At 67.7% G+C, this 23,210-nt stretch carries 22 protein-coding genes; 3 read left to right on the top strand and 19 right to left on the bottom strand.

Translation table 11 applies throughout. From position 1 onward, the window contains the following. Positions 1-27 precede the first annotated feature (27 nt). The 6 genes from ACLIVD_RS14765 to ACLIVD_RS14740 all read right to left on the bottom strand — a co-directional run bounded on the left by ACLIVD_RS14765 (position 28) and on the right by ACLIVD_RS14740 (position 7,118). Positions 28-1,575, bottom strand: coding sequence for an acyl-CoA carboxylase subunit beta (locus ACLIVD_RS14765; RefSeq protein WP_317568924.1), 1,548 nt, complete (start codon positions 1,573-1,575; stop codon positions 28-30). 488 nt (positions 1,576-2,063) lie between these two features. After that, positions 2,064-3,158 (bottom strand): DNA-processing protein DprA, encoded by a 1,095-nt coding sequence (gene dprA, locus ACLIVD_RS14760; protein ID WP_283334792.1) that lies wholly within the window; start codon positions 3,156-3,158, stop codon positions 2,064-2,066. 56 nt (positions 3,159-3,214) lie between these two features. Next, a complete protein-coding gene (locus tag ACLIVD_RS14755; RefSeq protein WP_283334793.1) occupies positions 3,215-4,723 on the bottom strand; it encodes a YifB family Mg chelatase-like AAA ATPase in 1,509 nt (502 codons plus the stop codon). Next, complete coding sequence (locus ACLIVD_RS14750) at positions 4,723-5,079, bottom strand: YraN family protein (protein WP_005259362.1); 357 nt, start codon at positions 5,077-5,079, stop codon at positions 4,723-4,725. Before ACLIVD_RS14750 ends, ACLIVD_RS14755 begins: the two co-directional genes overlap by 1 nt. Before the next feature lie 210 nt (positions 5,080-5,289). Beyond that, positions 5,290-6,162 carry an LLM class F420-dependent oxidoreductase gene (locus ACLIVD_RS14745; protein WP_317568925.1) on the bottom strand — a complete coding sequence of 291 codons (873 nt, stop codon included), beginning with the start codon at positions 6,160-6,162 and terminating at the stop codon, positions 5,290-5,292. Positions 6,163-6,215: 53 nt separating this feature from the next. Further along, positions 6,216-7,118: an Lrp/AsnC family transcriptional regulator gene (locus tag ACLIVD_RS14740; protein WP_283334795.1), complete on the bottom strand. Its 903-nt coding sequence runs from the start codon at positions 7,116-7,118 to the stop codon at positions 6,216-6,218. Positions 7,119-7,341: 223 nt separating this feature from the next. On the opposite strand from ACLIVD_RS14740, the gene ACLIVD_RS14735 reads away from it, so the two are divergent. Together ACLIVD_RS14735 and ACLIVD_RS14730 are read left to right on the top strand one after the other, a co-directional pair. Beyond that, positions 7,342-9,060: an amidohydrolase gene (locus ACLIVD_RS14735; protein ID WP_491932621.1), complete on the top strand. Its 1,719-nt coding sequence runs from the start codon at positions 7,342-7,344 to the stop codon at positions 9,058-9,060. Then, positions 9,057-10,400 carry an MFS transporter gene (locus ACLIVD_RS14730; RefSeq protein WP_317568927.1) on the top strand — a complete coding sequence of 448 codons (1,344 nt, stop codon included), beginning with the start codon at positions 9,057-9,059 and terminating at the stop codon, positions 10,398-10,400. The genes ACLIVD_RS14735 and ACLIVD_RS14730 overlap by 4 nt, the downstream gene beginning before the upstream one ends. A gap of 56 nt (positions 10,401-10,456) precedes the next feature. Here ACLIVD_RS14730 and ACLIVD_RS14725 read toward each other — a convergent pair whose 3' ends face one another. The 7 genes from ACLIVD_RS14725 to ACLIVD_RS14695 form a co-directional block, all read right to left on the bottom strand. Continuing rightward, on the bottom strand, positions 10,457-11,500 hold the full coding sequence (locus ACLIVD_RS14725; RefSeq protein WP_283354793.1) for a patatin-like phospholipase family protein: 1,044 nt from the start codon (positions 11,498-11,500) through the stop codon (positions 10,457-10,459). A 34-nt stretch (positions 11,501-11,534) separates the two neighbouring features. Next, positions 11,535-11,852 carry a DUF2469 domain-containing protein gene (locus ACLIVD_RS14720; RefSeq protein ID WP_005240496.1) on the bottom strand — a complete coding sequence of 106 codons (318 nt, stop codon included), beginning with the start codon at positions 11,850-11,852 and terminating at the stop codon, positions 11,535-11,537. Between the two features lie 37 nt (positions 11,853-11,889). Further along, positions 11,890-12,570: a ribonuclease HII gene (locus ACLIVD_RS14715; RefSeq protein WP_317568929.1), complete on the bottom strand. Its 681-nt coding sequence runs from the start codon at positions 12,568-12,570 to the stop codon at positions 11,890-11,892. Further along, positions 12,567-13,349 carry a signal peptidase I gene (gene lepB, locus ACLIVD_RS14710; RefSeq protein WP_280781782.1) on the bottom strand — a complete coding sequence of 261 codons (783 nt, stop codon included), beginning with the start codon at positions 13,347-13,349 and terminating at the stop codon, positions 12,567-12,569. The genes ACLIVD_RS14715 and lepB overlap by 4 nt, the downstream gene beginning before the upstream one ends. 81 nt (positions 13,350-13,430) lie before the next feature. Then, on the bottom strand, positions 13,431-13,772 hold the full coding sequence (gene rplS, locus ACLIVD_RS14705; protein WP_005240490.1) for a 50S ribosomal protein L19: 342 nt from the start codon (positions 13,770-13,772) through the stop codon (positions 13,431-13,433). A gap of 94 nt (positions 13,773-13,866) precedes the next feature. Further along, positions 13,867-14,772: a hypothetical protein gene (locus ACLIVD_RS14700; protein WP_280781781.1), complete on the bottom strand. Its 906-nt coding sequence runs from the start codon at positions 14,770-14,772 to the stop codon at positions 13,867-13,869. 74 nt (positions 14,773-14,846) lie between these two features. Then, positions 14,847-17,183, bottom strand: a complete 2,337-nt coding sequence (locus tag ACLIVD_RS14695) for a Tex family protein (protein WP_317568930.1) — start codon at positions 17,181-17,183, stop codon at positions 14,847-14,849. A gap of 75 nt (positions 17,184-17,258) precedes the next feature. Between ACLIVD_RS14695 and ACLIVD_RS14690 the strand changes: the two genes are divergently transcribed. Next, on the top strand, positions 17,259-18,293 hold the full coding sequence (locus ACLIVD_RS14690) for a serine hydrolase (protein WP_317568931.1): 1,035 nt from the start codon (positions 17,259-17,261) through the stop codon (positions 18,291-18,293). Between the two features lie 25 nt (positions 18,294-18,318). Here the strand turns inward: ACLIVD_RS14690 and trmD are convergent, their stop codons facing one another. From trmD to ffh, 6 genes are all read right to left on the bottom strand, one after another. After that, the gene (trmD, locus tag ACLIVD_RS14685) at positions 18,319-19,011 is read right to left on the bottom strand and encodes a tRNA (guanosine(37)-N1)-methyltransferase TrmD (RefSeq protein WP_317568932.1); all 693 of its coding nucleotides are present in this window, start codon (positions 19,009-19,011) and stop codon (positions 18,319-18,321) included. Positions 19,012-19,021: 10 nt separating this feature from the next. Beyond that, a complete protein-coding gene (gene rimM / locus ACLIVD_RS14680) occupies positions 19,022-19,573 on the bottom strand; it encodes a ribosome maturation factor RimM (protein WP_317568933.1) in 552 nt (183 codons plus the stop codon). Positions 19,574-19,586: 13 nt separating this feature from the next. After that, positions 19,587-19,829, bottom strand: coding sequence for an RNA-binding protein (locus tag ACLIVD_RS14675; protein WP_005240479.1), 243 nt, complete (start codon positions 19,827-19,829; stop codon positions 19,587-19,589). Next, a complete protein-coding gene (gene rpsP / locus ACLIVD_RS14670) occupies positions 19,826-20,287 on the bottom strand; it encodes a 30S ribosomal protein S16 (RefSeq protein WP_005240477.1) in 462 nt (153 codons plus the stop codon). The genes ACLIVD_RS14675 and rpsP overlap by 4 nt, the downstream gene beginning before the upstream one ends. 179 nt (positions 20,288-20,466) lie before the next feature. After that, positions 20,467-21,552, bottom strand: a complete 1,086-nt coding sequence (locus ACLIVD_RS14665; RefSeq protein WP_283334802.1) for an amidohydrolase family protein — start codon at positions 21,550-21,552, stop codon at positions 20,467-20,469. Positions 21,553-21,555: 3 nt separating this feature from the next. After that, the gene (ffh, locus tag ACLIVD_RS14660) at positions 21,556-23,142 is read right to left on the bottom strand and encodes a signal recognition particle protein (RefSeq protein WP_005564859.1); all 1,587 of its coding nucleotides are present in this window, start codon (positions 23,140-23,142) and stop codon (positions 21,556-21,558) included. Between the last annotated feature and the right edge of the window lie 68 nt (positions 23,143-23,210).

Raw genomic sequence — 23,210 nt, 5'->3', positions numbered from 1 at the left:
CGATACAGGAGTGACTGCCGACGGCGGTCAGAGCGGAATCAGGTGGTGCTTCTGCTCGCCGCGGGCGGAGCGCTTGTCGCGGAGCAACGTCAGCGCCCGCCGGATCTCGAGCCGGGTGGCGGACGGTTCGATCACCGCGTCGATGTAGCCGCGCTCGGCGGCCGAATACGGTGTCGCGACGTTCTCGTTGTAGGCGTCGACGAGTTGCTGCCGCATCGCGTCCTGTTCGTCGCCGGCAGCTTCGAGTTCGCGGTGGTAGAGGAGACTGATCGCGGCCTCGGCGCCCATGACCGCGATGCGTGCGGTCGGCCATGCGAAGTTCACGTCGGCACCGAGTTGCTTGCACCCCATCACCGCGTATCCGCCGCCGTAGGACTTGCGGACCACGACAGTCACTTTGGGCACGGTGGCCGCCGCGAACGCCTGCAGGAAACGTCCGCCGCTGCGGAGCACGCCGTTCCGCTCCTGTTCCAGCCCGGGTAGGAAGCCCGGCGTGTCGACGACGAACACGAGCGGAATCTCGTAGGCGTCGCAGATCCGCACGAAGCGGGCCGCCTTGTCGGCGCCGACCCGATCCAGTGCTCCACTGAGGAATTGCGGCTGGTTGGCCACGACTCCGACGGATCGTCCGTCCACCCGGGAGAATCCGGTGATCACGTTCGGTGCCGTTTGCGCGGCGAGTTCGTGGAAGTCGCCGTCGTCGAAGATGTTCAGCAGCAGGTCGTGCATGTCGTAGGCGGCGTTGTCGGCGTCCGGCATGAACTCGTTCAACGCCAGATCGTTGTCGGTGGTCTCGGGTTCGAGTCCCGGGTTCACGATCGGCGCCTGTTCGTGCCTGCTGGACGGGAGGAAGCCGAGATAATCACGCACCCAGGCGAACGCCGCTTCCTCGCTCGGCGCGACGTGGTGGACGTTCCCGTTCTCGGCCTGGGCGCGGGCGCCGCCGAGTTCGTCGAGGGTGACGTCCTCGCCGGTGACGGATTTGATGACTCCGGGACCGGTGACGAACATGTACGCCTGCTCGTCCACGGCGACAACGAGGTCTGTGTTGATCGGCGCGTACGCGGCGCCGCCCGCGCATTTGCCGAGGAGGATCGAAACCTGCGGGCATACTCCCGACAGCGGGATCTGGCGGCGGCCCATTTCGGCGTACCAGGCGAGCGACGTGACGGCGTCCTGTACGCGTGCGCCTCCGGAGTCGTTGATGCCGACGCAGGGGCAGCCGATCCGTCCCGCGAATTCCATGATCGATGCGACCTTGCGACCGAACATCTCCCCCACGCTGCCACCGAACACGGTGTGGTCGTGCGAGAACACCGCCACCGGACGTCCGTCGACGGTTCCGTGGCCGGTGACGACGCCGTCACCGTAGGGGTTGTCGGGGGCTCCCGGGTTCCTCGCCATCTGTCCGATCTCGATGAAACTGCCGGAATCGAGCAGCATCCGGATCCGTTCGCGGGGTCCGGAGAGACCTTTCTCCTTGCGCCGCTCGATCGCCCTCGGGCTCCCCGGATTCAGCGATTGCTCGAGCCGATCCTCGAGATCAGCGAGCAGTTCCGCCGTGGTCCTGGTCATGTGAGATTCCTCCTCGAGACGCACCCGCGAGCGGACTGCACTCCCGGGGCGCCGGTAGTTGCCTCATCGGACACCGGATGTGCACCGACCGGGCGCCGTGGGTGAGACGACTGGACTCCAAGTACCCACGACGGGCGCAACTACCCCTCCGGCACAACGTTGGGTGGAGTGGGAACCGTCGCGAGCGCTTCGAGGACTTCACAGACTTGATCGCCCCGGGGCGCGATGTCGGTCCAGGGCGTGCCCTCGGGTTATCGGCGAACAGCTCCGCTACGAGCCGGAGGCGATCAACAAGCTCAACACCTGCGCGACGAAGTTCCGCCACAAGTCCTCGGCTGACCCCATATCTCACTCCTTCGTGCGGTTGTGAGGTGCGATACGAAGTTTCTACCCCAATGCGTCGTCGATCAGTCGCTTCGACTCGCACTTTGGGCAACCGAGCACGATGAAGCACGCGCCGAGCGGGCTCTCGACTGGCTCGCCTCGTCTCACTTCTGCCGCGACCACCCCGTGTCGTCGGAGCCGACGAAGCCCTCCATCTCCAAGAGCGGCAGCACGGCCCGAACCTGCTCCACCGCGACCCCGGACAGTTCGGACAACTCCCGGACCCCACGCGCCCCGACCGCAGGCAACGCCTCGTACACCAGCAGGGCATCCCCCGACAGCGCATCCAGATCGCGGACCACGTCGAGGCCTTCCCGCAGCCCGATCGGTCCGGCCTCCTCCACCACGTCACCGGCATTCGCGACCAACCGCGCCTCCCCCTCCCGAATCATCCGGTTGCACCCCGTCGACGACGCCGACGTCACCGGACCCGGCACGGCCATCACTGGACGCCCCAGTTTGCGCGCCCAACTCGCCGTGTTCCGCGCACCGCTGCGCCATCCCGCCTCCACCACGACCACCCCGTCGGACAGGCTCGCCACCAAACGATTCCGCGCCAGAAACCGATGCTTCGCGGGTGTCGTGCCCGGCGCGTACTCACTGATCACCGCACCGTTCTGCGCGATCTGCCGCAACATGCGTGCATGCCCCGCCGGATACGCGCGATCCACACCACACGCCAGCACCGCCACCGTCAGGCCCCCGACACCCAGCGCTGCCCGATGCGCGGCACCATCGACCCCGAACGCCGCACCCGACACGATCGTCCACCCGTCGACGGCGAGATCACCGGAAATCTCGGCAGTCACGTGTTCGCCGTAACCACTCGCCGCCCGCGTCCCCACGATCGAGATCGCCCGATCGGTCAGTTCGGTCACCGGCCGCGAACCGAGCACCCACAAGGCCAACGGCGGGCCCTCGTCCCTCGACCGGGACAAATTCCCGAAGCCGAGGAGCCGCCACTGCGGCCACTCGTCGTCGTCCGGCGTCACGAGCCGGCCACCCATCCCCGCCACCAGTTCCAGATCGTGCGCGGCGGTATCCACATGCGCCCGGGCAACGGTCCGCTCCCCTAGCATCTCCGACAGGTCCCGCTCCCGCACGGCCCGCGCAGCCTCCTCCGGACCTACCTTCTCCACGAGCCGCGACAGCGCCGGGCACGGCCCCTGCACTACCTTCGACAGATACGCCCACGCCAATCGCCGCGGATCCTGGACACCATTCAGATCGCTTGCACCACTTCGACTTTCCACTGTCACTGAAAGCTCCGATCACGAAACCCCAACGCGGTGACCACCTGCTCCGGGCCCGGCATGTCGAGTCCCGCCAGATCGCTCACGGTCCAGGCCACCCGCAACGCCCGATCGGCGCCCCGGGCCGTGATCAGTCCCTTCCGTAGCGCACGCTCCACCGGCGCCAGCGCGGGCCGCGCCAACCGGAACTTCTGCCGCAGGGCCGGTCCGGGCACCTCAGCGTTGGTGCGCCAGCCGTAGTCGCTCCACCGCTCGCCGGCGGCGGCCCGCGCCTCGGCAACCCGTTGGCGGACGTCCTCGGTGCTCTCCCCGACGTCGTCGATGAACGCCCCGGTCGCGACGGCCTGCATCCGCACTCGCAGATCCACCCGATCCATCAGCGGTCCCGACAGTTTCCCGAGGTAGCGTCGCCGAGCGGTCGGTGCGCACACGCAGTCGGCTTCCCGCGCGGGCGCGCACGGGCACGGATTGGCCGCGAGAATCAGCTGGAAGCGCGCCGGATAGCGGGCGACCCCGTCCCGGCGCGCGATTCGCACCTCCCCGTCCTCGAGCGGGGTCCGCAGGGCTTCGAGGACCTTGGTTCCGATCTCGGCGCACTCGTCGAGAAACAGCACCCCTCGGTGGGCGCGACTGACGGCGCCGGGCTTCGCGACACCGCTTCCACCGCCGACGAGTGCGCTCACGGACGCCGTGTGGTGGGGTGCGATGAACGGCGGCACGTCGATGAGGGGACGCTCGGGCGGCAGAAGCCCGGCCACGGAGTGGATTGCCGTCACCTCGAGCGATTCGCTCTCGGTGAGCGGCGGCAGAACCCCGGGAAGTCGCTGCGCCAGCATCGTCTTCCCCACGCCGGGTGGACCGGTGAGCATCAGGTGGTGCGCTCCCGCCGCCGCCACCTCGATGGCCCAGCGCGCCTCTACCTGACCCACCACCTCGCTCAGATCGGCGCGCACCGGTTGCGCAACCCACTGCGCCGGCTCCGGATACTCGAGATCCCGCTCCTCCCGCAGCCACGCGATCGCCGCCCGCAGGTCGTGCGCGCCGAGCACCTCGACACCACCGACCAGCCCTGCCTCGGGCAGCGACTGCACCGGAACCACTACCGTTGCCCACCCCGCATTCTTCGCCGCGAGCACCGCGGGCAGGATCCCGCGCACCGACCGGAGCCGCCCGTCCAGCGCCAGTTCTCCGAGCAGAACGGTCTCGCGCAGCCGCTGCCGCTTCACCTGCTTGGCCGCGTCCAGGACGGCAGCGACGAGCGCGAGATCGTAGACCGACCCGACCTTCGGCAGCGTCGCCGGCGACAGCGCGAGGATCACCTTCGAATCCGGCCACTCCTCGCCCGAGTTCGCCACCGCGGCCCTGATCCGGTCCCGAGCCTCCTGCAGCGCGGTGTCCGGCAGCCCGACCAGATGCACCGCGGGGAGGCCGCGGCCGATGTCGGCCTCGATCTCGACCAGTTGACCGTCGACCCCGGTCACGGCCACCGAATGTGCTCGCCCCAGCGCCATCAGAACGCATCCCGGACATGCTCGATCTGGGGCTGCGGACCGTGCCCGATCATGATCGCGACCACGTCGAACCGCACCCGCGACCAGTGCCGGCCCGAGTCCCGCAGCCACTCGACGGCCAGCAGGCGGATCCTGCGCTGTTTCGAGAACGTCACCGCCTCGGCGGGACTGCCGTATCCCAGGCCGCGCCGTGTCTTCACCTCGACGAAGACGAGCCAGTCTCCCTCTGCTGCAATGAGATCGACTTCGCCGTATCGGGATCGCCAGTTTCGGTCGACGATCTCCATGCCCGCTTCGGTGAGATACCGGGCGGCCAGATCCTCCCCATGTGCACCAAGCGCGAGATTGTGCGCCACAGCAGCCTCCACCCCGTCCCCCGGCGGCCCACCGATGCGAACCGCGTCTCTCGCATCACCGTGCCCGACCCGCATTCCGGGAAGAGGTGCCCGAACTGGCCGAACGAATTGGGCTGTGGATGAAGTGCACGTTGTGGACAACTCGGCACTGTGCGGGAGGTGTTTCACCCAAAGTCCCAGGTCAGGCCTGTCAAGCCGGTAATCGAACGGTCAGCCGACAGCGGGCATCCATCGGCGCGCGAGCGATGCCACCCAGTCGGCGGCCTCACCGGGATCCCCGGGTGGCGACTCGACGAGGACGAGTTCGTCGACTCCCGCGTCGGCCAGCGCGTCGACGTCGGACGGGTCCACTTTCCGCAGGGCGACGGCCAGGCGCAACTCCTCCGTGTCGCGCCCCGCGCCCCGGCACAGTGCGTGGATCGTCCGGATCCGTTCGGTGACGGCGTCGATGCCGTCCAAATTGAACCCGTACCAGCCGTCACCCCACGCCGCGACCCGGCGGAGTGCCGCGTCACTGTTGCCGCCGAGCACGACCGGAATCCGGCGATCGCGCACGGGTTTCGGATTGACCCGCACCGAATCGACGCGGACGAACTCACCCTCGAACGTCGCGACGTCGTCACGCCACAGCGTGCGCATCGCCGCGACGTATTCGGCGGCGCGCTCGCCACGTCCCTCGAACGGAATGCCGAGCGCAGCGAATTCCTCCCGGGACCAGCCGATGCCGACGCCGAGCGTCAGCCGGCCACCACTCATCAGATCCAACGTCGCGGCCTGCTTGGCCATGAGGACAGGATTGTGTTCGGGCAGTAGCAGCACCCCGGTGGCCACGCCGATCGTGTGGGTGGCAGCGGCGGCGAAGCTCAGCCCGATCATCGGGTCGAGCCAATCCGCGACGGCGGGGACCGCGATCCGGCCGTCGTCCGCGTACGGATACCGCGACTCCGACCGGTCCACCATCACGACGTGCTCGCCTGCCCACAGCGTGGCGAATCCGCTGTTCTCGGCGGCACCCGCGACCGAGTCGATCACCGCGCGACGAGCGCCGGTGCCGATCCCGAGTGCGTGCAACCCGAGGCGCATCGGCCGATCGTCTCACAGTTGCCCGGCCGAAGTGACTCGCTTCCGGGATGCTCCTAGCCGCGGACGTCGAGGCTACGGGCGTAGTGCTCCTTGAACACCTCGAGATGCGTCCAGGTCTCCAGGGCCATCACACCGTCGATCGTCCGGATGTGCTCGGCAAGAGAGTAGAGGTCACCCGACGAATCGGCGGCGACCGTGCCGATCAGGTCGAATCTGCCGAGTGTCCGCGCCAGGAACTCGATACCCGGCAGGTCCTCGATCTGCGCGCACGCCTCCCGATCCCGCGATCCGAGGCTGACACCGATGCCCATGGCGAGGGTTCTGCCGCCACCGCGGCGCCTCACGACGGCTCCGACGCGCAACGCGGTGCTGTCGATCAGATGGTTCACGCGATTCCGCGCCGCGCTCGGTGAGAGCCCGGTGCGTTCGGCCAGTTCCAGAAACGGCATCCGCCCGTTCCGTTCCAGTAGCTCGATGAGCGCGACGTCTTTCGCGTCCAGTCGAACGTCGGCCCGTAATGCGCTCTTGGGCATGAAAATTCCCTTGATGACATCGGCGTAGAAGAGCGTGTTGACGGTGCGGACACCGGGTTCCGCACGGATCGCGGCGATGGCGTCGTAGAGGTCCCGCTGGCTGGGGACGCGCAGTTCGGCGATGATGTTGTACTGCCCGCTCACAGCGGAAATGTAGACGGCCGCCTCCGACGCGCAGAGCACCTCGGCCACGGGACCCACCGGCCCCGACACGGCGACGGACAGGTGTGCCATCGCCTTGAGGCCCAGCAACTCGGGGTGGGCGACGGCAACGACGCTCACCGTGCCGGTGTCGAGGAGCATCTGGACGCGCGTGGACACCGCGGCGCGTGGTGCTCCGACGGTCGCGGCGAGCTCCCGATAGGTTGCGCGACCGTTCGACTGCAACGCCGCGATGAGCTTGGAATCCAGTTCGACAGTCATGATGCCCGGAGATTTCTCGATTTCTTTCTGCACTTACGACAGAGAAGAAGAATCGCACATACCTCCAGATTCTGCGAATCGGTGCAAATCTGCTCCAGATATCGAACACATTCGCCGTCGACTGCTCGGTCCTAAACTTTGATGTATTGCGCAGCCGCTGGTCAGGGCGTAATTTTCCCTCCCAACCGGAACGTGACCCACACCACCATCTCGAAGGATCCCCATGCGCAAGCTGTTCCACCACGAGGCGTCCCCCCTCGACGCCACCGCCACCGTCTTCACCGGCGGCACGCTCCGCACCGTGGACGCAGACACCGAGGGCGCCGAGGCCTTCCTCGTCTACGGCAATCGCTTCGCCGCGGTCGGCACCGTTGCGGAATGTCGTGAGGAAGCGCGGAGGATCGGCACCCGGACGACGGACGTCATCGATCTCGCCGGGGCGACCGTCGTACCCGGGTTCGTCGATCCGCACGCCCACCCCCTGATGTACGGCCAGATGCTCAGCTGGGTGGACTGCGGCCCCGAGAAGGCACGCACCATTCCCGAGATCGTCGCGCTGCTGCAGGAGGCATCGGGGAATCAGCCTGCCGGGATCCCGGTGCGCGGGTACGGCTACGAGCACCGCAACCTCGTCGAGGGCCGTCATCCCACGAAGGAGGAACTCGATCAGGTCGGTACCGACCGCGAGGTCTACCTGATGAACGCCAGCGGTCACGGCGGCGTTGTCAACACGTTCACCCTCGAACTCCACGGCGTCACCCGCGAGACCCCGAATCCGCCCGGCGGCGAGTTCTTCCGCGACGCGGACGGCGAGCTGACCGGCGAACTGTCCGATGCCGCCTGCAACATCCTCACCGGCGTGAACGGCGTCAAGGTCGGTCATCACGGCCCGAATTTTCACCTCGAGGACGAACCCGAGGAGCATCTGCGACAGCTCTCCGTGGCGCAGGAGAAGTTCCTCGAGGGCGGCGTGACCACGATCGGCGACTGCCAGGTGACGCGGCGCGAGTTCGACATGTACCTGCGCCTGGCGGAGCAGGGCCGGCTCGAGACCCGGGTGAGCATGTACCTGCTCAGCCACCTGCTCGATCACGCGCTCGACACCGGGCTGCACGGTGCGTTCGGCAACTCACGTCTCGCGTTCGGCGGGATCAAGTTCTACGCCGACGGCACTCTCGGCGGTTGGACCGCCTACTTCCCTGATGGGTACGTGGGCGACCCATGCCGGACCGGGCAGCTCTATCACGAGCCCGCCGACTATGCGGCGCTGATCGCGAAGGCACACACCGTCGGCCTGCAGACCGCGACGCATGCGCAGTCGCCGACCGCCATCGACATGGTCCTCGACGCGATCGAGGCCGCGCAGAAGGCGCATCCCGACGCCGATGCCCGTCATCGCATCGAGCACTGCGGGTTGCCGACCCCCGAGCAGATCACGCGGATGCACGCACTCGGGGTGTACCCCGTCAACCAGCCGCAGCACTACTACAACTGGGGCGAGGGCGTGACCGCGGCCATCGGCACGCCGGGTGAGCGTTTCAATCCCCTCGGGGAATTCGTCGAAGCCGGCGTGCCGGTCACGATCAGTTCCGACGCACCCGTCGCCGAGCCCAAACCACTCGAGGCGATCCAGGCCGCCGTCACCCGCATCACCCGGCAGGGACATCAGCTCGGCTCGAACGCGTTGCGGCTGACCGCTGCCCAGGCGCTCACCGCGCACACGCTGAACGGGGCCCGCGCGCTCGGAAGGGAATCCGAACTCGGCAGCATCTCCCCCGGCAAGCGCGCCGATTTCGTGGTCCTCGGCTCCGACCCTCTCACCGTCGACCCGCACACCATTGCCGACATCGAGGTTCGTGAAACGTGGATCGACGGCGAATTGGCGCATTCCACCCGCAGCGACCTATTCTCGACCACTGCAACCACCGAGGATCAGTCATGAGTCACGACACCCAGATCGCCAAGGCCCGCAGGGCGGGTTTCGCGGCCTTCGTCGGCACCACCATCGAGTGGTACGACTTCTACGTGTACGCCACGGCGGCGGCCCTGGTGTTCGGTGAGATCTTCTTCCCCTCCGACACCGACCGCCTGACCGGCATCGCCGCCGCGTTCGCCACCTACGCGGTGGGCTTCTTCGCCCGCCCGCTCGGCGGCATCGTCTTCGGACATGTCGGCGATCGGGTCGGCCGGCGGACGGCGCTCGTCGTGACGCTCACCCTGATGGGCGCGGGCACGTTCCTGATCGGCGCCCTGCCGACGTACGCGCAGATCGGGTTCTGGGCGCCGCTGCTGCTCGTGATGCTGCGCTTCGTGCAGGGCTTCGCGGTGGGCGGCGAATGGGGTGGCGCCGTGCTGATGGCGGTCGAACACGCGCCCGAGGACAAGAAGACGTTCTACGGCGGATTCGCACAGCTGGGTAACCCCGCAGGCGCGCTGCTCGCCACCGGGTTCTTCAGTGTCCTCTCGACCTTCGGCGACGACGCCCTGCGGGACTGGGCGTGGCGGCTGCCGTTCCTGTGCTCGGCGCTGCTGATCGGCGTGGGTCTGCTGGTGCGACTGAAGGTGGAGGAATCTCCCGTCTTCGAGTCCGAGGTGCAGACGGCGACCGAACCCGAAGCGCTGCCGCTGAAGTACGCCATCGTCACCAACTGGCGCCCGATCCTGCTCGGCATGGGCATCCTGCCCGTCGCGGTGGGTGGCTACTACCTCGTGACGACGTTCATCACGGCGTACGCCACCGACCCGGACGTCGGGCTGTCCGAGACACTCGTCCTCAACGCGCTCAGCGTGGCCGCGGTGGTGGAATTGATCGCCACGCTCGGGGTGGCGTGGCTCGGCGACAAGGTCGGCCGGATCCGCGTGGTGATCTACGGACTGCTGGCCGTCGCGGTGCTCGCCGCACCACAGTTCCTGGTCCTCAAATCCGGGTCGGTGATCCTGATCTTCCTGACCTTCGCCGTCATGCGGCTCGTCCTGGCCGCGACGTACGGCCCGATCGCGGCGGTGCTGTCGCAGATGTTCCGGCCGCAGGCCCGGTACACCAGCATCTCCCTCGCCTACCAGGGCGCGGGCGCGATCTTCGGTGGGCTGTCCCCGTTGGTGTCCACGCTCATGTTCCAGGCAACCGGCAGTGTGTGGCCGGTGATCGGCCTCCTGATCGGAATGTGCGCGGTCAGCATTCTCTGCCTGCTCGTGGCGCCGCAGCACGTCGATCACGTCGACGGCGAGTCCGACGAATCGGTGGGCGACCTGGGCGCCGCCCGGGCTCCGGCCTCGAGCTGACATCCCCGCGACGGGAAAGGCCGGTGGTGCGTGTGCAGCACCGGCCCTTCCACCTGTCAGGTGGGCTCGCCGTCCGAATCTGCCGGAGACACAGCGGCTGCCGGCGAGACGAGACCGGCGTCGTCGAGCGCACGCCCGGTGAGAACCCGACCCAGTTCGATCATCTCGGCGGCACGATGGAAGTCGAGACTGCGGCACGCGTTCCGGGGCACCCGAACGTGCACGTCCGGTGGATACGCGGCGAGCTGATAGCGAGCCAACGTCGCCTGCATCACGTCGAGCGAACGGTTCATCACCGCGAACCGGCTGAACTTCGGGACGGCCACGGCGTCGCCCTCGACCACGGTCTGATCGCCGATCACCTGGCCGTCCTGCTCGTCCGACGGATCCGGGTCGGTCTGCGCAGCGCCGAACCGCCCCACGACCGACCGCACGATGTCCAGGTCACGCAGCTGCGCGGCGCTCCGGCGGAAGCGCGCCACCCATTCGTCCACCGGCCGCGAATCCGCGCTGACGTTCTCCGGTGACAGCGAGCGCCCGTCCCGATCCTCGGCGCTCAGGCTGATTCCGACGGTCAGGTCGGCGCTCACGGAGACGAGCGGCGCCATCGGCAAAGGGTCGAGCACCCCACCGTCGGCGAGGACTCGGCCGTTGAGCACATACGGCGTGATGACGCCGGGGATTGCGATCGACGCACGGATCGCCGCGTCGACGGGCCCTCGCTGGAACCACACCGACCGGCCCGCAGCGAGATCGGTGGCCACGGCCGTATACGGAATCGGAAGGTCTTCGATGCGGATCTCGCCGAGTATCTCCCTGACCCGTTGCAGGATCTTCTCGGCGTGGATGGCTCCGGGTGCGGACACCGACAGGTCGAGAAGACGCACGACGTCGAGCTGGGTCAGGCCGATCGCCCACCGGGTGAAGTCGTCGAGCTTGCCCGCTGCGTGGAGTCCACCCACCAGGGCACCCATCGACGAGCCTGCGACACCGACGATCTCGAATCCGCGCTCCTCGAGTACCTGGATCGCTCCGATGTGGGCGTATCCCCGCGCACCGCCGCTACCCAGAGCCAGCGCGACGCGCCTCGGTCCGGTCATCGGATGATCGTACGCGGACGAGGACTCCGGATCGTCAGGACAGACCGTTGTCGGGGAGCCGCAGGTCCGGCTTGTCGAGCTCCTCGATGTTCACGTCCTTGAACGTGATGACGCGGACATACTTCACGAAACGCGCGGGGCGGTACATGTCCCACACCCACGCATCGGACATCCGCAGCTCGAAGTAGATCTCTCCGTCCGCGTTGTGCGGCAGCAACTCCACCGAGTTGGCCAGATAGAACCGGCGCTCCGTCTCCACGACATAGGAGAACTGACCGACGATGTCCCGGTACTCGCGGTAGAGCGACAGCTCCATCTCGGTTTCGTACTTCTCGAGATCCTCGGCACTCATCGGTCTCGGAGTCCTCCTGCTCTGGTGTGAATTGTCATCATCTCGCACTTCCGGAACTGTTATCCACTCGGTGTATCAGCGCGGCGACGTTCGACCACGAGCGGCGGTGCTCCGGGCACGGGCCCAGCTTCTCGAGAGCCGCCAGGTGCGCGGGCGTGTTGTACCCCTTGTGGATCGCGAAACCGTAACCGGGATGTGCCTCGTCCATCGCGACCATCACCCGGTCACGAGAGACCTTGGCCAGCACGCTCGCCGCCGCGATGCATGCCGCCGCGGCGTCGCCGCCGATCACCGGCAGCGACGGGGCCGGCAGGCCCGGGACGCGGAAGCCGTCGGTGAGAACGTAACCCGGGGTGGTCGAGAGCCCGGCGACGGCACGTCGCATGCCCTCGATGTTGGCTACGTGCACACCCATCCGGTCGACTTCCTCGGCCGGAAAAGATACGACGCTCCACGCCACCGCGAGCCGGGTGATGGCCGGGAACAGCTCTTCACGCGTGCGTTCGGTGAGCTTCTTCGAATCGTCGAGGCGCGCCAGCGCCGGATACGGCTTCGGCGCGAGCACGCAGGCCGCCACGACGAGCGGCCCCGCACACGCGCCCCGGCCTGCCTCGTCGACACCGGCCACCGGCCCGAGGCCGCTACGGACCAGGGCCGACTCCATTGTCCGCAGACCGGACGACCTGCGAATGACGGTGCGTGGAGGCCAGGAAGTCACTTGCCCTGGATATCGGGTGAACTGATCGTGCCCATCCGCGACGGCGGCAACGCGATGAAGACGGCCTTACCGATCACGTTGTCGAGCGGGATGGTGCCTTGCATGTCGTCGCCCACGTGGTACCGCGAGTCCGCGGAGTTGCTGCGATTGTCGCCCATCACCCACAGGTGCCCGTCGGGCACGGTGACCGGACCGAAGCAGCGCGCCGACTTCAGTGCTGTGTCGCAGGCCTGGGAGCCGGGGACGAACGGGAAATCCATGACGACGTAGGGCTCGTCGAGCGGCTTGCCGTCGACCAGGATCCGGCCCTGGTCGTCGCAGCATTCGACGGTCTGACCGCCGGTGGCGATCACACGCTTGACGAGGTCGTTCTCGTCCGGGGGGACGAGTCCGACGAGGGAACCGAGTTCCTGCGCACCGCGGATCACCACGTTGGAGGACCGGGTGGAGACGAAATCCTGTGACCACGAATCGGGGCCGCGGAACACGATGACGTCACCCGGTTGCGCTTCACCGAAGCGGTAACCGATCTTCTCGACCACGATGCGGTCGCCGGTGCAGCCCGCGCACCCGTGCAGCGTCGGTTCCATCGATTCGGACGGAATGAGATACACCCGGGCGACGAACGTCTGCAACAGGAAACTCAGAACGAGCGCGACCAGAATCAGGATCGGCAACTCGCGGAGGAAGGAGCGGGGCTTCTTCTCGGGCTCCGCCGTTCCGCCGTTCACGGCGGAGGTGGCGGCCGAATCGCCGGTGGTCTCGGATTCCGACGACAATGCCCGCTCCTTCGAAGAATCTGTCACGAAATCAGATTAGCCCGGCACTGCGAGTACGCAGTGCCGGGCTCATCGGAAAGGTCAGCGCTTTTCCTTGATCTTGGCGGCCTTGCCACGCAGATCGCGAAGGTAGTACAGCTTGGCGCGACGGACGTCACCGCGGGTGACGACCTCGATCTGCGCCAGGTTGGGGCTGTGTACCGGGAAGGTGCGCTCGACGCCGACACCGAAGGAGACCTTGCGGACGGTGAAGGTCTCGCGGACGCCGCCGCCCTGACGGCGGATCACGACGCCCTTGAAGACCTGCACGCGCTCCTTCGAGCCTTCGATGACCTTGACGTGCACGTTGAGGGTGTCGCCGGGACGGAACTCGGGAATGTCGTCGCGGAGGGACTTCTTGTCCAGGAAATCGAGAGTGTTCATCGGTGTTCCATCCTTGCGTTTTCGCAGGAGCAGAGGAACCGAGCGGCACCCGGACGTTCGAAGAACACCGGTGCTCGTCTGGTTCGTGCCCAGATCAAGTACTGCTGCCTGGTCCAGGCAACCCGTCCATTGTGCCAGACGCCACCGGGTGAAGAGAAATCGGCGGCGGCGCCGCGTGCACCACGTGGTCGAGTTCGACCTCCGCCGCCACCCTGGCATGCTCCGCGGCTTCCTTCACGTGTACCGCGCTGGGAGTTCCCGCGATGAAGTCCTGCACGAAGATCTTGGCGCGGATGACCGGCCGACGCCACTTCCGCTCCCGTTCGAGTGCGCGGAGCATCCGCTTCGGCTTGGAGGTGTAGCGCCACCGGGCCCACGGTGCGCTCGGCCGGCTCAATCGGAGCGCCCCGATCAGCAGGATCGGAAAGATGAACAGGCCGAGCAACCCCGTCCAGATCTTGCCCTTCAGCAGCACCACCGCCGCGATGAGCAGGTTGATCACGGACGACAACCCGATTGCGACCCGCACCCACGGATCCGGCGAGTCCCGGAAGTCGGTGACGTTGATCAGTTCGAGCGGCCGGAGTCCGAGCAGCAGCAGACCCGTCACCGCGATCGCCACGAACACGGCATCGACCGACGTCCGGCCCTCATCCGCCCAGTACACGTCCTGCAGGTAGAAGATCAGCGCGAACTCGTCCAGCACCAGCGCGGCGCCGATCCCGAAGAACGTGGCGAGGACGGCGCCGGTGGTCTGGGTGCCGTCCTCGTACACGGCGATGAGGGACACTCCCGACACGAGCATCGTCACGACGCCGAACACCACGTGGTGGACGTGATGCCCGCCGGGTTTCACGTTGCCCGGCCACCACGACACCTCGGCGCGGATCATCCGCACGCTCAACCGGATGAACAGGAACGCCGCGAGAAACCCGAGCAGGAAAAAGAGCAGAGGCAGGCGCCCGTGCCCGACGATTTCCCGATCCAGCCATTCGTACATCGGCATCCACTATCCCAGTAAAGAACTGGTCACTCCATCGAAAAGTGGTGGCTCGTGTCGGGATGGTGACCTCTCTACTTGCCGAACCCCGCCTTCCGCAGCGCGTCGGCCATCGAACCGCCGGGCGCCGGGCGGGAGTCACGCCCGCGATCGCGTCCACCCTGCTGCTGCGGCTTGCCGCCGCGCCGATCCTGCGGCTGCCCGCCGCCCCGCCGGTCCTGCCGCTGCGCGCCTCCGCCGCGGGGACCGTCGTTCTTGCGGCCGGCCCCGACCTCGTCGTCGAGCCGCAGTGTCAGGCCGATGCGCTGACGCGCCTCGTCCACCTCGAGGACCTTCACCTTCACGACGTCACCCGACTTGACGACGTCCCGCGGGTCCTTGACGAAGTTGTGGGACATCGCGGACACGTGAACGAGGCCGTCCTGGTGAACGCCGATGTCGACGAACGCGCCGAACGCCGCGACGTTGGTGACGACGCCCTCGAGCGTCATCCCCGGCTTCAGGTGCGACACCTTCTCGATGCCGGCGGCGAACGTGGCCGTCTTGAACTCCGGGCGGGGGTCGCGGCCGGGCTTCTCGAGCTCACCGATGATGTCGGTGACCGTGGGCAGACCGAACCGGTCGTCGACGAAGTCCGCCGGGTTCAGGCTGCGGAGCGCGGACGTGTTGCCGATGATCTCGCGCACGCCGGTGCCGCTGGCGCCGACGATCTTCCGCACCACCGGGTAGGCCTCGGGGTGGACGCTGGACGCGTCGAGGGGGTCGTCCCCGTTGGGGATGCGCAGGAAGCCGGCGCACTGTTCGAACGCCTTCGGACCGAGCCGCGCGACGTCCTTGAGTCCCTTGCGGCTGCGGAACGGGCCGTTCTGGTCCCGGTGCGCGACGATGCTCTCTGCGAGCGAACCGGCGATACCGGACACGCGGGACAGCAGCGGCACCGACGCGGTGTTCACGTCGACGCCGACCGCGTTCACCGCGTCCTCGACGACGGCACCGAGCGACCGCGCGAGCAGCGTCTCCGACACATCGTGCTGGTACTGCCCGACGCCGATCGACTTCGGGTCGATCTTCACCAGTTCCGCGAGGGGGTCCTGCAGACGTCGCGCGATGGAGACTGCTCCGCGGATCGATACGTCGAGGTCGGGCAGCTCCGCCGAGGCGTACGCGGACGCCGAGTACACGGACGCGCCGGCCTCGGACACCACGATCTTCGTCAGGTTGGTGGCACCCGACTTGGCGATCAGCTCGGTCGCGAGCGCATCCGTCTCGCGGGAGGCGGTGCCGTTCCCGATGGCGACGAGTTCCACGCCGTGTTTGGCGACGAGACCGGCGAGAGTGGCCAGGGAGGCGTCCCACTTGTTCTGGGGCTGATGCGGATAGATCGTGTCGTGGGCCACGACCTTGCCGGTGGCGTCCACGACCGCGACTTTCGTCCCGGTCCGGAAGCCGGGGTCGAGGCCCATCGTGGCGCGGGTACCGGCAGGCGCTGCCAGCAGCAGGTCGCGCAGGTTGTTGGCGAACACGTCGACGGCGTCCTTCTCCGCCGACTGCCGCAGGCGCATCCGGGTGTCGATGCCCAGCGTGACGATCATCTTGGTGCGCCACGCCCACCGCACGGTGTCGAGCAGCCACCGGTCGGCGGGCCTGCCGCGGTCGGCGATGCCGAACCGGCCGGCGATCCGGCCCTCGTAGACGGTGGGCTCGCCGGGGACGGGCTCCTCCGTGTCGGGTGCCAGGGTGAGTGTGAGCACCTCTTCCTTCTCGCCGCGCAACACTGCCAGGATCCGGTGGGACGGGAGCTTGCCGAACGGCTCGGAGAACTCGAAGTAGTCGGCGAACTTCGCACCCTCGGTCTCCTTGCCCTTACGGACCGCGGACACCAGCTGCCCGCGGGTCCACATCAGCTCGCGGAGCTCACCGACCAGGTCTGCGTCTTCGGCGAAACGCTCGACGAGGATCGCGCGCGCACCCTCGAGCTGTTCGGCCGTGTAGGACGCCGGATCAGTGGAGGGATCGGTGATCAGTGCGTCGGCGACGGGTTCGTGACCGGCCTCGCGGGCGATCTGCGCCTTGGTGCGCCGCTTCGGCTTGAACGGCAGGTAGATGTCCTCGAGGCGCGCCTTCGTGTCGGCGGTCATGATCTGCCCACGCAGCTGGTCGTCGAGCTTGCCCTGCGAGTCGATCGACTCGAGCACGGCGACCCGGCGCTCGTCCAGTTCCCGCAGGTAGCGCAGGCGTTCCTCGAGTTGGCGGAGCTGAGCGTCGTCGAGCGTTCCGGTGACTTCCTTGCGGTACCGGGCGATGAAGGGCACGGTGGCTCCACCGTCGAGGAGGTCCACGGCGGCCGCGACCTGTCCCTCCCGGACGTCGAGTTCCTCGGCAATGCGCTGGTTCACGGTCTTGAGAGTCACGGAAATGGACCCTACCGCTACTCTGAGACAATATCGTCGGCGGTGAGGCCGTCACGGAAATCTCGGGAGAATTTCATGTCCAGGCTGATCCGATGCCTGACGGTCATGGTCTTCGTGCTGGTTGCGCCGGCCTGCACCATCCCGACCGAGACGAACTCCGTGGTCGACATCCCGGCGACGTCACCGGCCGTCGCGACCCCCGACCTCCTCCCGGCCGACGACCCGCCGGCGGGGGACGGCGTGACCGTGAGCCCGGAGCCGTTCCCCTCCGCGCGAGTTCCCGTTTCCGCACCCCTCGCCGAACGCATCTCGGCGGCGGTCGCGACGGCGTCCGCCGAACGCGGCGCCGACATGTCGATCGCTGTTCTGGACCGCGCCACCGGCAGCTATCTGGAGGGTGCCGCCGCCGAACCCGTCGAAACGGCGTCGTTGGCCAAGCTGTTCATCGCCGCCCAGATGTATCACCTCGACGCGCTCGGTGAGCGGCCGCTGTCCGACTTCGACCGTGTCCTCCTGAAGCGGATGCTCGAATCGTCCGACGACGACGCGGCCAACACTCTCTGGGACGATCTCGGCGGCTCGGACGTCGTCGTCGACGTCGCCGGGCGGTACGGACTCGCCGCGACCACCCCACCCTGGGACGGATTGTGGTGGAACACCGAGACGACCGCCGCCGACCTCGTGACGTTCTATGCCGGGCTTCTCGACGATCGCGACGGCCTGGGCGCGGATCGCATCGCCGAATTCGTCGGCTACCTGCGCTCGTCGACACCCGCGGGGATCGACGGTTACGACCAGCGGTTCGGCATCCCCGACGGGTTGCCCGGCGAGAACGTCGTCGGGGTGAAGCAGGGTTGGATGTGCTGTGTGGGAGATCGGTGGATCCACGTGTCGACCGGCCTGATCGGTGACGACAACCGCTACATCGTGGCCGTCGCGTCGCGGGAGGACATCCGGTACGAGGACGACGAGGAGTCGTACCCGGACACCGCGATCACGGATGTCACCGAGGATTCCAGCGCCCGGCATGCACGGGACACGATGACCGGATTCGTGAAGTCGCTGTTCCCCACCGGTGTCGTCGACGACTGGGCGCAGCCCCAGGGTTAGAGCTGCGGCAGGCCCGGAAGCCGGTTCAGGGCAACAGGTCCGGGCGGCGTTCGGCGGTGCGTTGCAGCGACTGCTCCCGCCGCCACGCAGCCACCTTCGCGTGATCACCCGACAGCAGGACCGGCGGGACGTCGAGTCCGCGCCACGTCGCCGGCCGCGTGTAGCTGGGACCTTCGAGGAGGCCGTCGGAGAACGAATCTTCTTGGTGCGACTGCTGATTGCCGAGGACTCCGGGAATCAGGCGCACGAACGCCTCGGTCATCACCAGCACGGCCGCCTCGCCCCCGATGAGGACGTAGTCGCCGATGCTCACCTCTTCGACGCGCACCCGGCGGGCGGCGTCGTCGAACACGCGCTGATCGATGCCTTCGTACCGTCCGCAGGCGAAGACGATGTGCTTCTCCCCCGCCCAGCGCTCGGCGGTGGCCTGCGTGAAAGGAACACCGGCCGGTGTGGGGACGACCAGCAGCGTGTCCGAGTCGCCGTCGCCCGCGGCGAGGACGTCGTCGAGGGCGGGACCCCACACGGTGGGTTTCATGACCATCCCCGGCCCGCCGCCGTACGGCGAATCGTCGACGGCCTTGTGGACGTCGTGCGTCCAGTCCCGCAGATCGTGCACGTCGACGGAGATGAGGCCTTTGTCGATGGCCTTGCCGAGCAACGCCGCTCGAAGCGGTTCGAGGTACTCGGGGAAGATGGTGACCACGTCGAGACGCATGGCTACCGACTCACTTCCCGTCGGCGGAGTCACCGAAGTCGGGATCGAGTAACCCTTCCGGCGGATCGATCTCGACGATGCCGTCGGCGACGGACACCGACGTGACGATCGCGGCCACGAACGGGACGAGAAGTTCGCCGGACTGTTCGCCGGCCCGGCGGACCGAGAGCAATTCGCCTGCCGCGGAATGCAATACCTCGATGACGGTTCCCACCTCGGTGCCGTCCGCGAGGCGCACCGACAGTCCCTCGAGTTCGTGATCGTAGAACTCGTCGGGGTCGTCGGACGGCTCGAGTTCGGCGCTGTCGATGACGAACAGGGTGCCCCGCAGGGCATCCGCCGCGGTGCGGTCCGACACACCCTCGAGGCGCAGCAGAAGCCGCCCGGAATGGTCCCGGGCGGCTTCCACCGTGTATGTGCTCACAGTCTGCTCGCGCGGCTTGTGTCCCCGCAGCACGGCACCGACGGCGAATCGATCGTCGGGTTCGTCGGTGCGAACCTCGACCACGATCTCACCCTTGATGCCGTGCGACTTGGCGACACGGCCGACGACGAGCTCCACTGCTGTAAGGCCTCTACTGATCGGTGTCGACGACGTCGACACGGATCCCGCGGCCACCGATACCGGAGACCAGCGTCCGCAGAGCGGTCGCGGTGCGACCACCACGGCCGATGACCTTGCCGAGATCGTCAGGGTTGACGTGCACCTCGACAGTGCGCCCCCGACGCCCGGTGATCAGCTCGACACGAACGTCGTCGGGGTTGGCGACGATGCCACGAACGAGGTGCTCCACGGCATCGGCGACGACGGCACTCACTTGTCAGCAGCCTCGGACTCTGCAGCAGCCTCGGCGGGAGCGTCGGCAGCAGCCTCGGCGTCCTCGGCCTTCGCCTTCTTCTTCTTGGGCGTGATGGCCTCGCCGACGGGCTCGTTCTCGGCCTGCGCGAGCGCAGCCTGGAACAGCTCCAGCTTGGAGGGCTTGGCTTCCTTGACGCGGAGGGTGCCCTCGGCGCCCGGCAGGCCCTTGAACTTCTGCCAGTCACCGGTGATCTTGAGGATGGCCTCGACGGGCTCGGTGGGCTGGGCGCCGACGCCGAGCCAGTACTGAGCGCGCTCGGAATCGACCTCGATCAGCGAGGGCTCTTCCTTGGGGTGGTACTTGCCGATGGTCTCGATCGCACGGCCGTTGCGGCGGGTGCGGGAGTCGGCGACGACGATGCGGTACTGCGGGTTCCGGATCTTGCCGAGCCGGGTGAGCTTGATCTTGACAGCCACTGCTGTACTTCTCCTTCAGTGCGCACACGAGTGTGCTCACGTGTCACGTGCAATTCGGCGACGCGCAGGAATAGCGCGCCCGGTTTTGCCTCTAACCTGTGACCGCCGCGCGGTGCGTGACCGGATGCGACGAACAGCGGTTCATTCTGCCAGACGAACACCGTCAGGGGGAAACCAGGTCATCGGGTCTTGACGACGGTGCCCCGCAGCACCACGACGTCGGGCGCGGCGAGGGCGTCGCTGCTCGCGCGCGGATCGTTCCGGAAGACCAGCAGATCCGCGGGCGCACCCGCTTCCACTCCCGGATGTCCGAGCCACGCGCGCGCGTCCCAGCATGCGGCGCCGAGGGCCTCGGACGGGGTCAGTCCGACCGCCTTCAGTTCCTCGACCTCGTCGGCGATGCGTCCGTGGACGATCGATCCGCCGGCGTCGGTGCCGGCGTAGATCGGGATCCCCGCGTCGTGAGCGGCACCGATGGTGTCCTTCACCCGCGAGTGCAGGTCACGCATGTGCGCGGCGTAGATCGGGAACCGCGAGGCGGACTCGGCGATGTCCGGGAACGTCGCGATGTTGATCAGCGTCGGGACGAGGGCGGTTCCGTGCGAGACCATCAGCTCGATCGTCTCGTCGGTGAGCCCGGTGCCGTGCTCGATGCAGTCGATTCCGGCGTTGATCAGACCCGGAAGCGCATCCTCGGCGAAGACGTGCGCGGTGACGCGAGCCCCTTCGCGGTGTGCGGCCGCGATCGCTTCGACGAGGATGTCGTCGCTCCACAACGGCGCCAGGTCGCCCGCGGAGCGGTCGATCCAGTCGCCGACGAGCTTGACCCACCCGTCACCGGCCCGGGCCTGGCGCACCACCTCGTCCGGCAGTTGCGACTCGTCCTCCAGATCGACCGGCAGTCCGCGAATGTAGCGCTTGGGGGCTGCGATGTGCTGCCCGGCGCGGATGATCCTCGGCAGGTCGGGACGATCGTCGACGAACCGGGTGTCGACCGGCGAACCCGCGTCGCGGATCAGCAGGACCCCACAGTCACGCTCGGTCTCCGCCTGCGCGATCAACCCCTCGACGCTCTCGCCACCGCCGCCGCCGAACCGGATGCCGACGTGGCAGTGGGCGTCGACGAGACCGGGCACGATCCATCCCGATTCGCAGACGGTCTCGGCACCGGGAACCGGTTCCGTCGAGATCACACCGCCGTCGACCCAGAACTCGACCGGCTGTTCGTCGGGCAGACCGGTGCCCCGGAAGTGCAGTGCGGCCATCGGCTACTTCTTCGGCAGCTTCAGCTGGGACAGGTCGATGCCCTCGAGCCCGGGCGGCAATTCGTCGAGGCCCTTCGGCATGTTCGACAGATCGGGCATCCCCGCGGGGAGACCGCCGGGCGGCATTCCCGGGAACCCGCCGGGCAGGCCGCCGGGGAATCCTCCGCGCACCTTCGGCGGCGTCGGGCCCTTGCCACCCTTCTTGCCCTTCTTGCCCTTCTTGCTGCGCTGCTGCTTCCGCGAGCCGGGCATGCCCATTCGCCCGGCCATCGCGGCCATCATCTTGCGGGCCTCGAAGAAACGGTCGACGAGCTGGTTGACGTCGGAGACCTTGACGCCCGAACCGTTGGCGATCCGCAGCCTGCGGGACGCGTTGATGATCTTGGGATCGTCGCGCTCGGCGGGGGTCATGCCGCGGATGATGGCCTGCACCCGGTCGAGCTGTTTCTCGTCGACGTTCGCGAGAGCGTCCTTCATCTGTCCGGCACCCGGGAGCATGCCCAGGAGGTTGCCGATGGGGCCCATCTTGCGGACGGCCATCATCTGCTCGAGGAAGTCCTCCAGCGTGAGCTGTCCCGAGCCGATCTTCTGTGCGGTGGCCTCGGCCTGCTCGGCGTCGAAGTGCTGCTCGGCCGCCTCGATCAGGCTGAGGACGTCACCCATGCCGAGGATGCGGCTGGCCATGCGATCGGGATGGAAGACGTCGAAGTCCTCGAGCTTCTCACCCGTGGACGCGAACAGAATGGGCTGCCCGGTGACCTCGCGGACGCTGAGCGCCGCACCACCGCGGGCGTCACCGTCGAGCTTCGTGAGCACGACACCGGTGAATCCGACACCCTCACGGAACGCCTCGGCCGTGCTGACCGCGTCCTGACCGATCATCGCGTCGAGAACGAAGATCGTCTCGTCCGGGTTCACGGCGTCGCGGATACCCGCCGCCTGCGCCATCAGGTCGGCGTCGATACCCAGGCGGCCCGCGGTGTCGACGATCACCACGTCGAACTGCTTGTTGCGGGCTTCCTCGACACCTGCCCGGGCCACCTCGATCGGGTCGGCCGCGGTGATGCCCAGCTCGTTGTCGCCGCCGCCGATGGACGTGCCGGGGTGCGGTGCGAACACCGTAGCGCCCGCCCTCTCGCCGACGATCTGCAGCTGGGTGACGGCGCCGGGACGCTGCAGGTCGCAGGCGACGAGCAGCGGGGTGTGCCCCTGGTCGCGCAGCCACTTCGCGAGCTTGCCGGCGAGCGTCGTCTTACCGGAACCCTGCAGACCGGCGAGCATGATGACCGTCGGCGGCGTCTTGGCGAACACCAGACGGCGGGTCTCGCCACCGAGGATCCCGACGAGTTCCTCATTGACGATCTTGACGACCTGCTGCGCCGGGTTCAGCGCCGCCGACACCTCGACGCCCTTGGCGCGTTCCTTGATCTTGGCGATGAACGCGCGGACGACCGGCAGCGCGACGTCTGCCTCGAGCAGGGCCAACCGGATCTCACGACAGGTGGCATCGATGTCGGCTCCGGAAAGGCGACCCTTGCCACGCAGATCCTTGAGGGTTCCGGTCAACCTGTCGGAAAGGGATTCGAACACCGAGTGCGCTCCTGAAGTCATACGAGTATGCGGTGGATATTCTCGGGCACCAGCCTAGCCGCTCACGT

Source organism: Rhodococcus sp. G6(2025) (genome assembly GCF_058628105.1).
The sequence above is the reverse complement of the archived record's forward strand: the minus strand, read 5'-3'. Positions and strand labels throughout refer to the sequence as shown.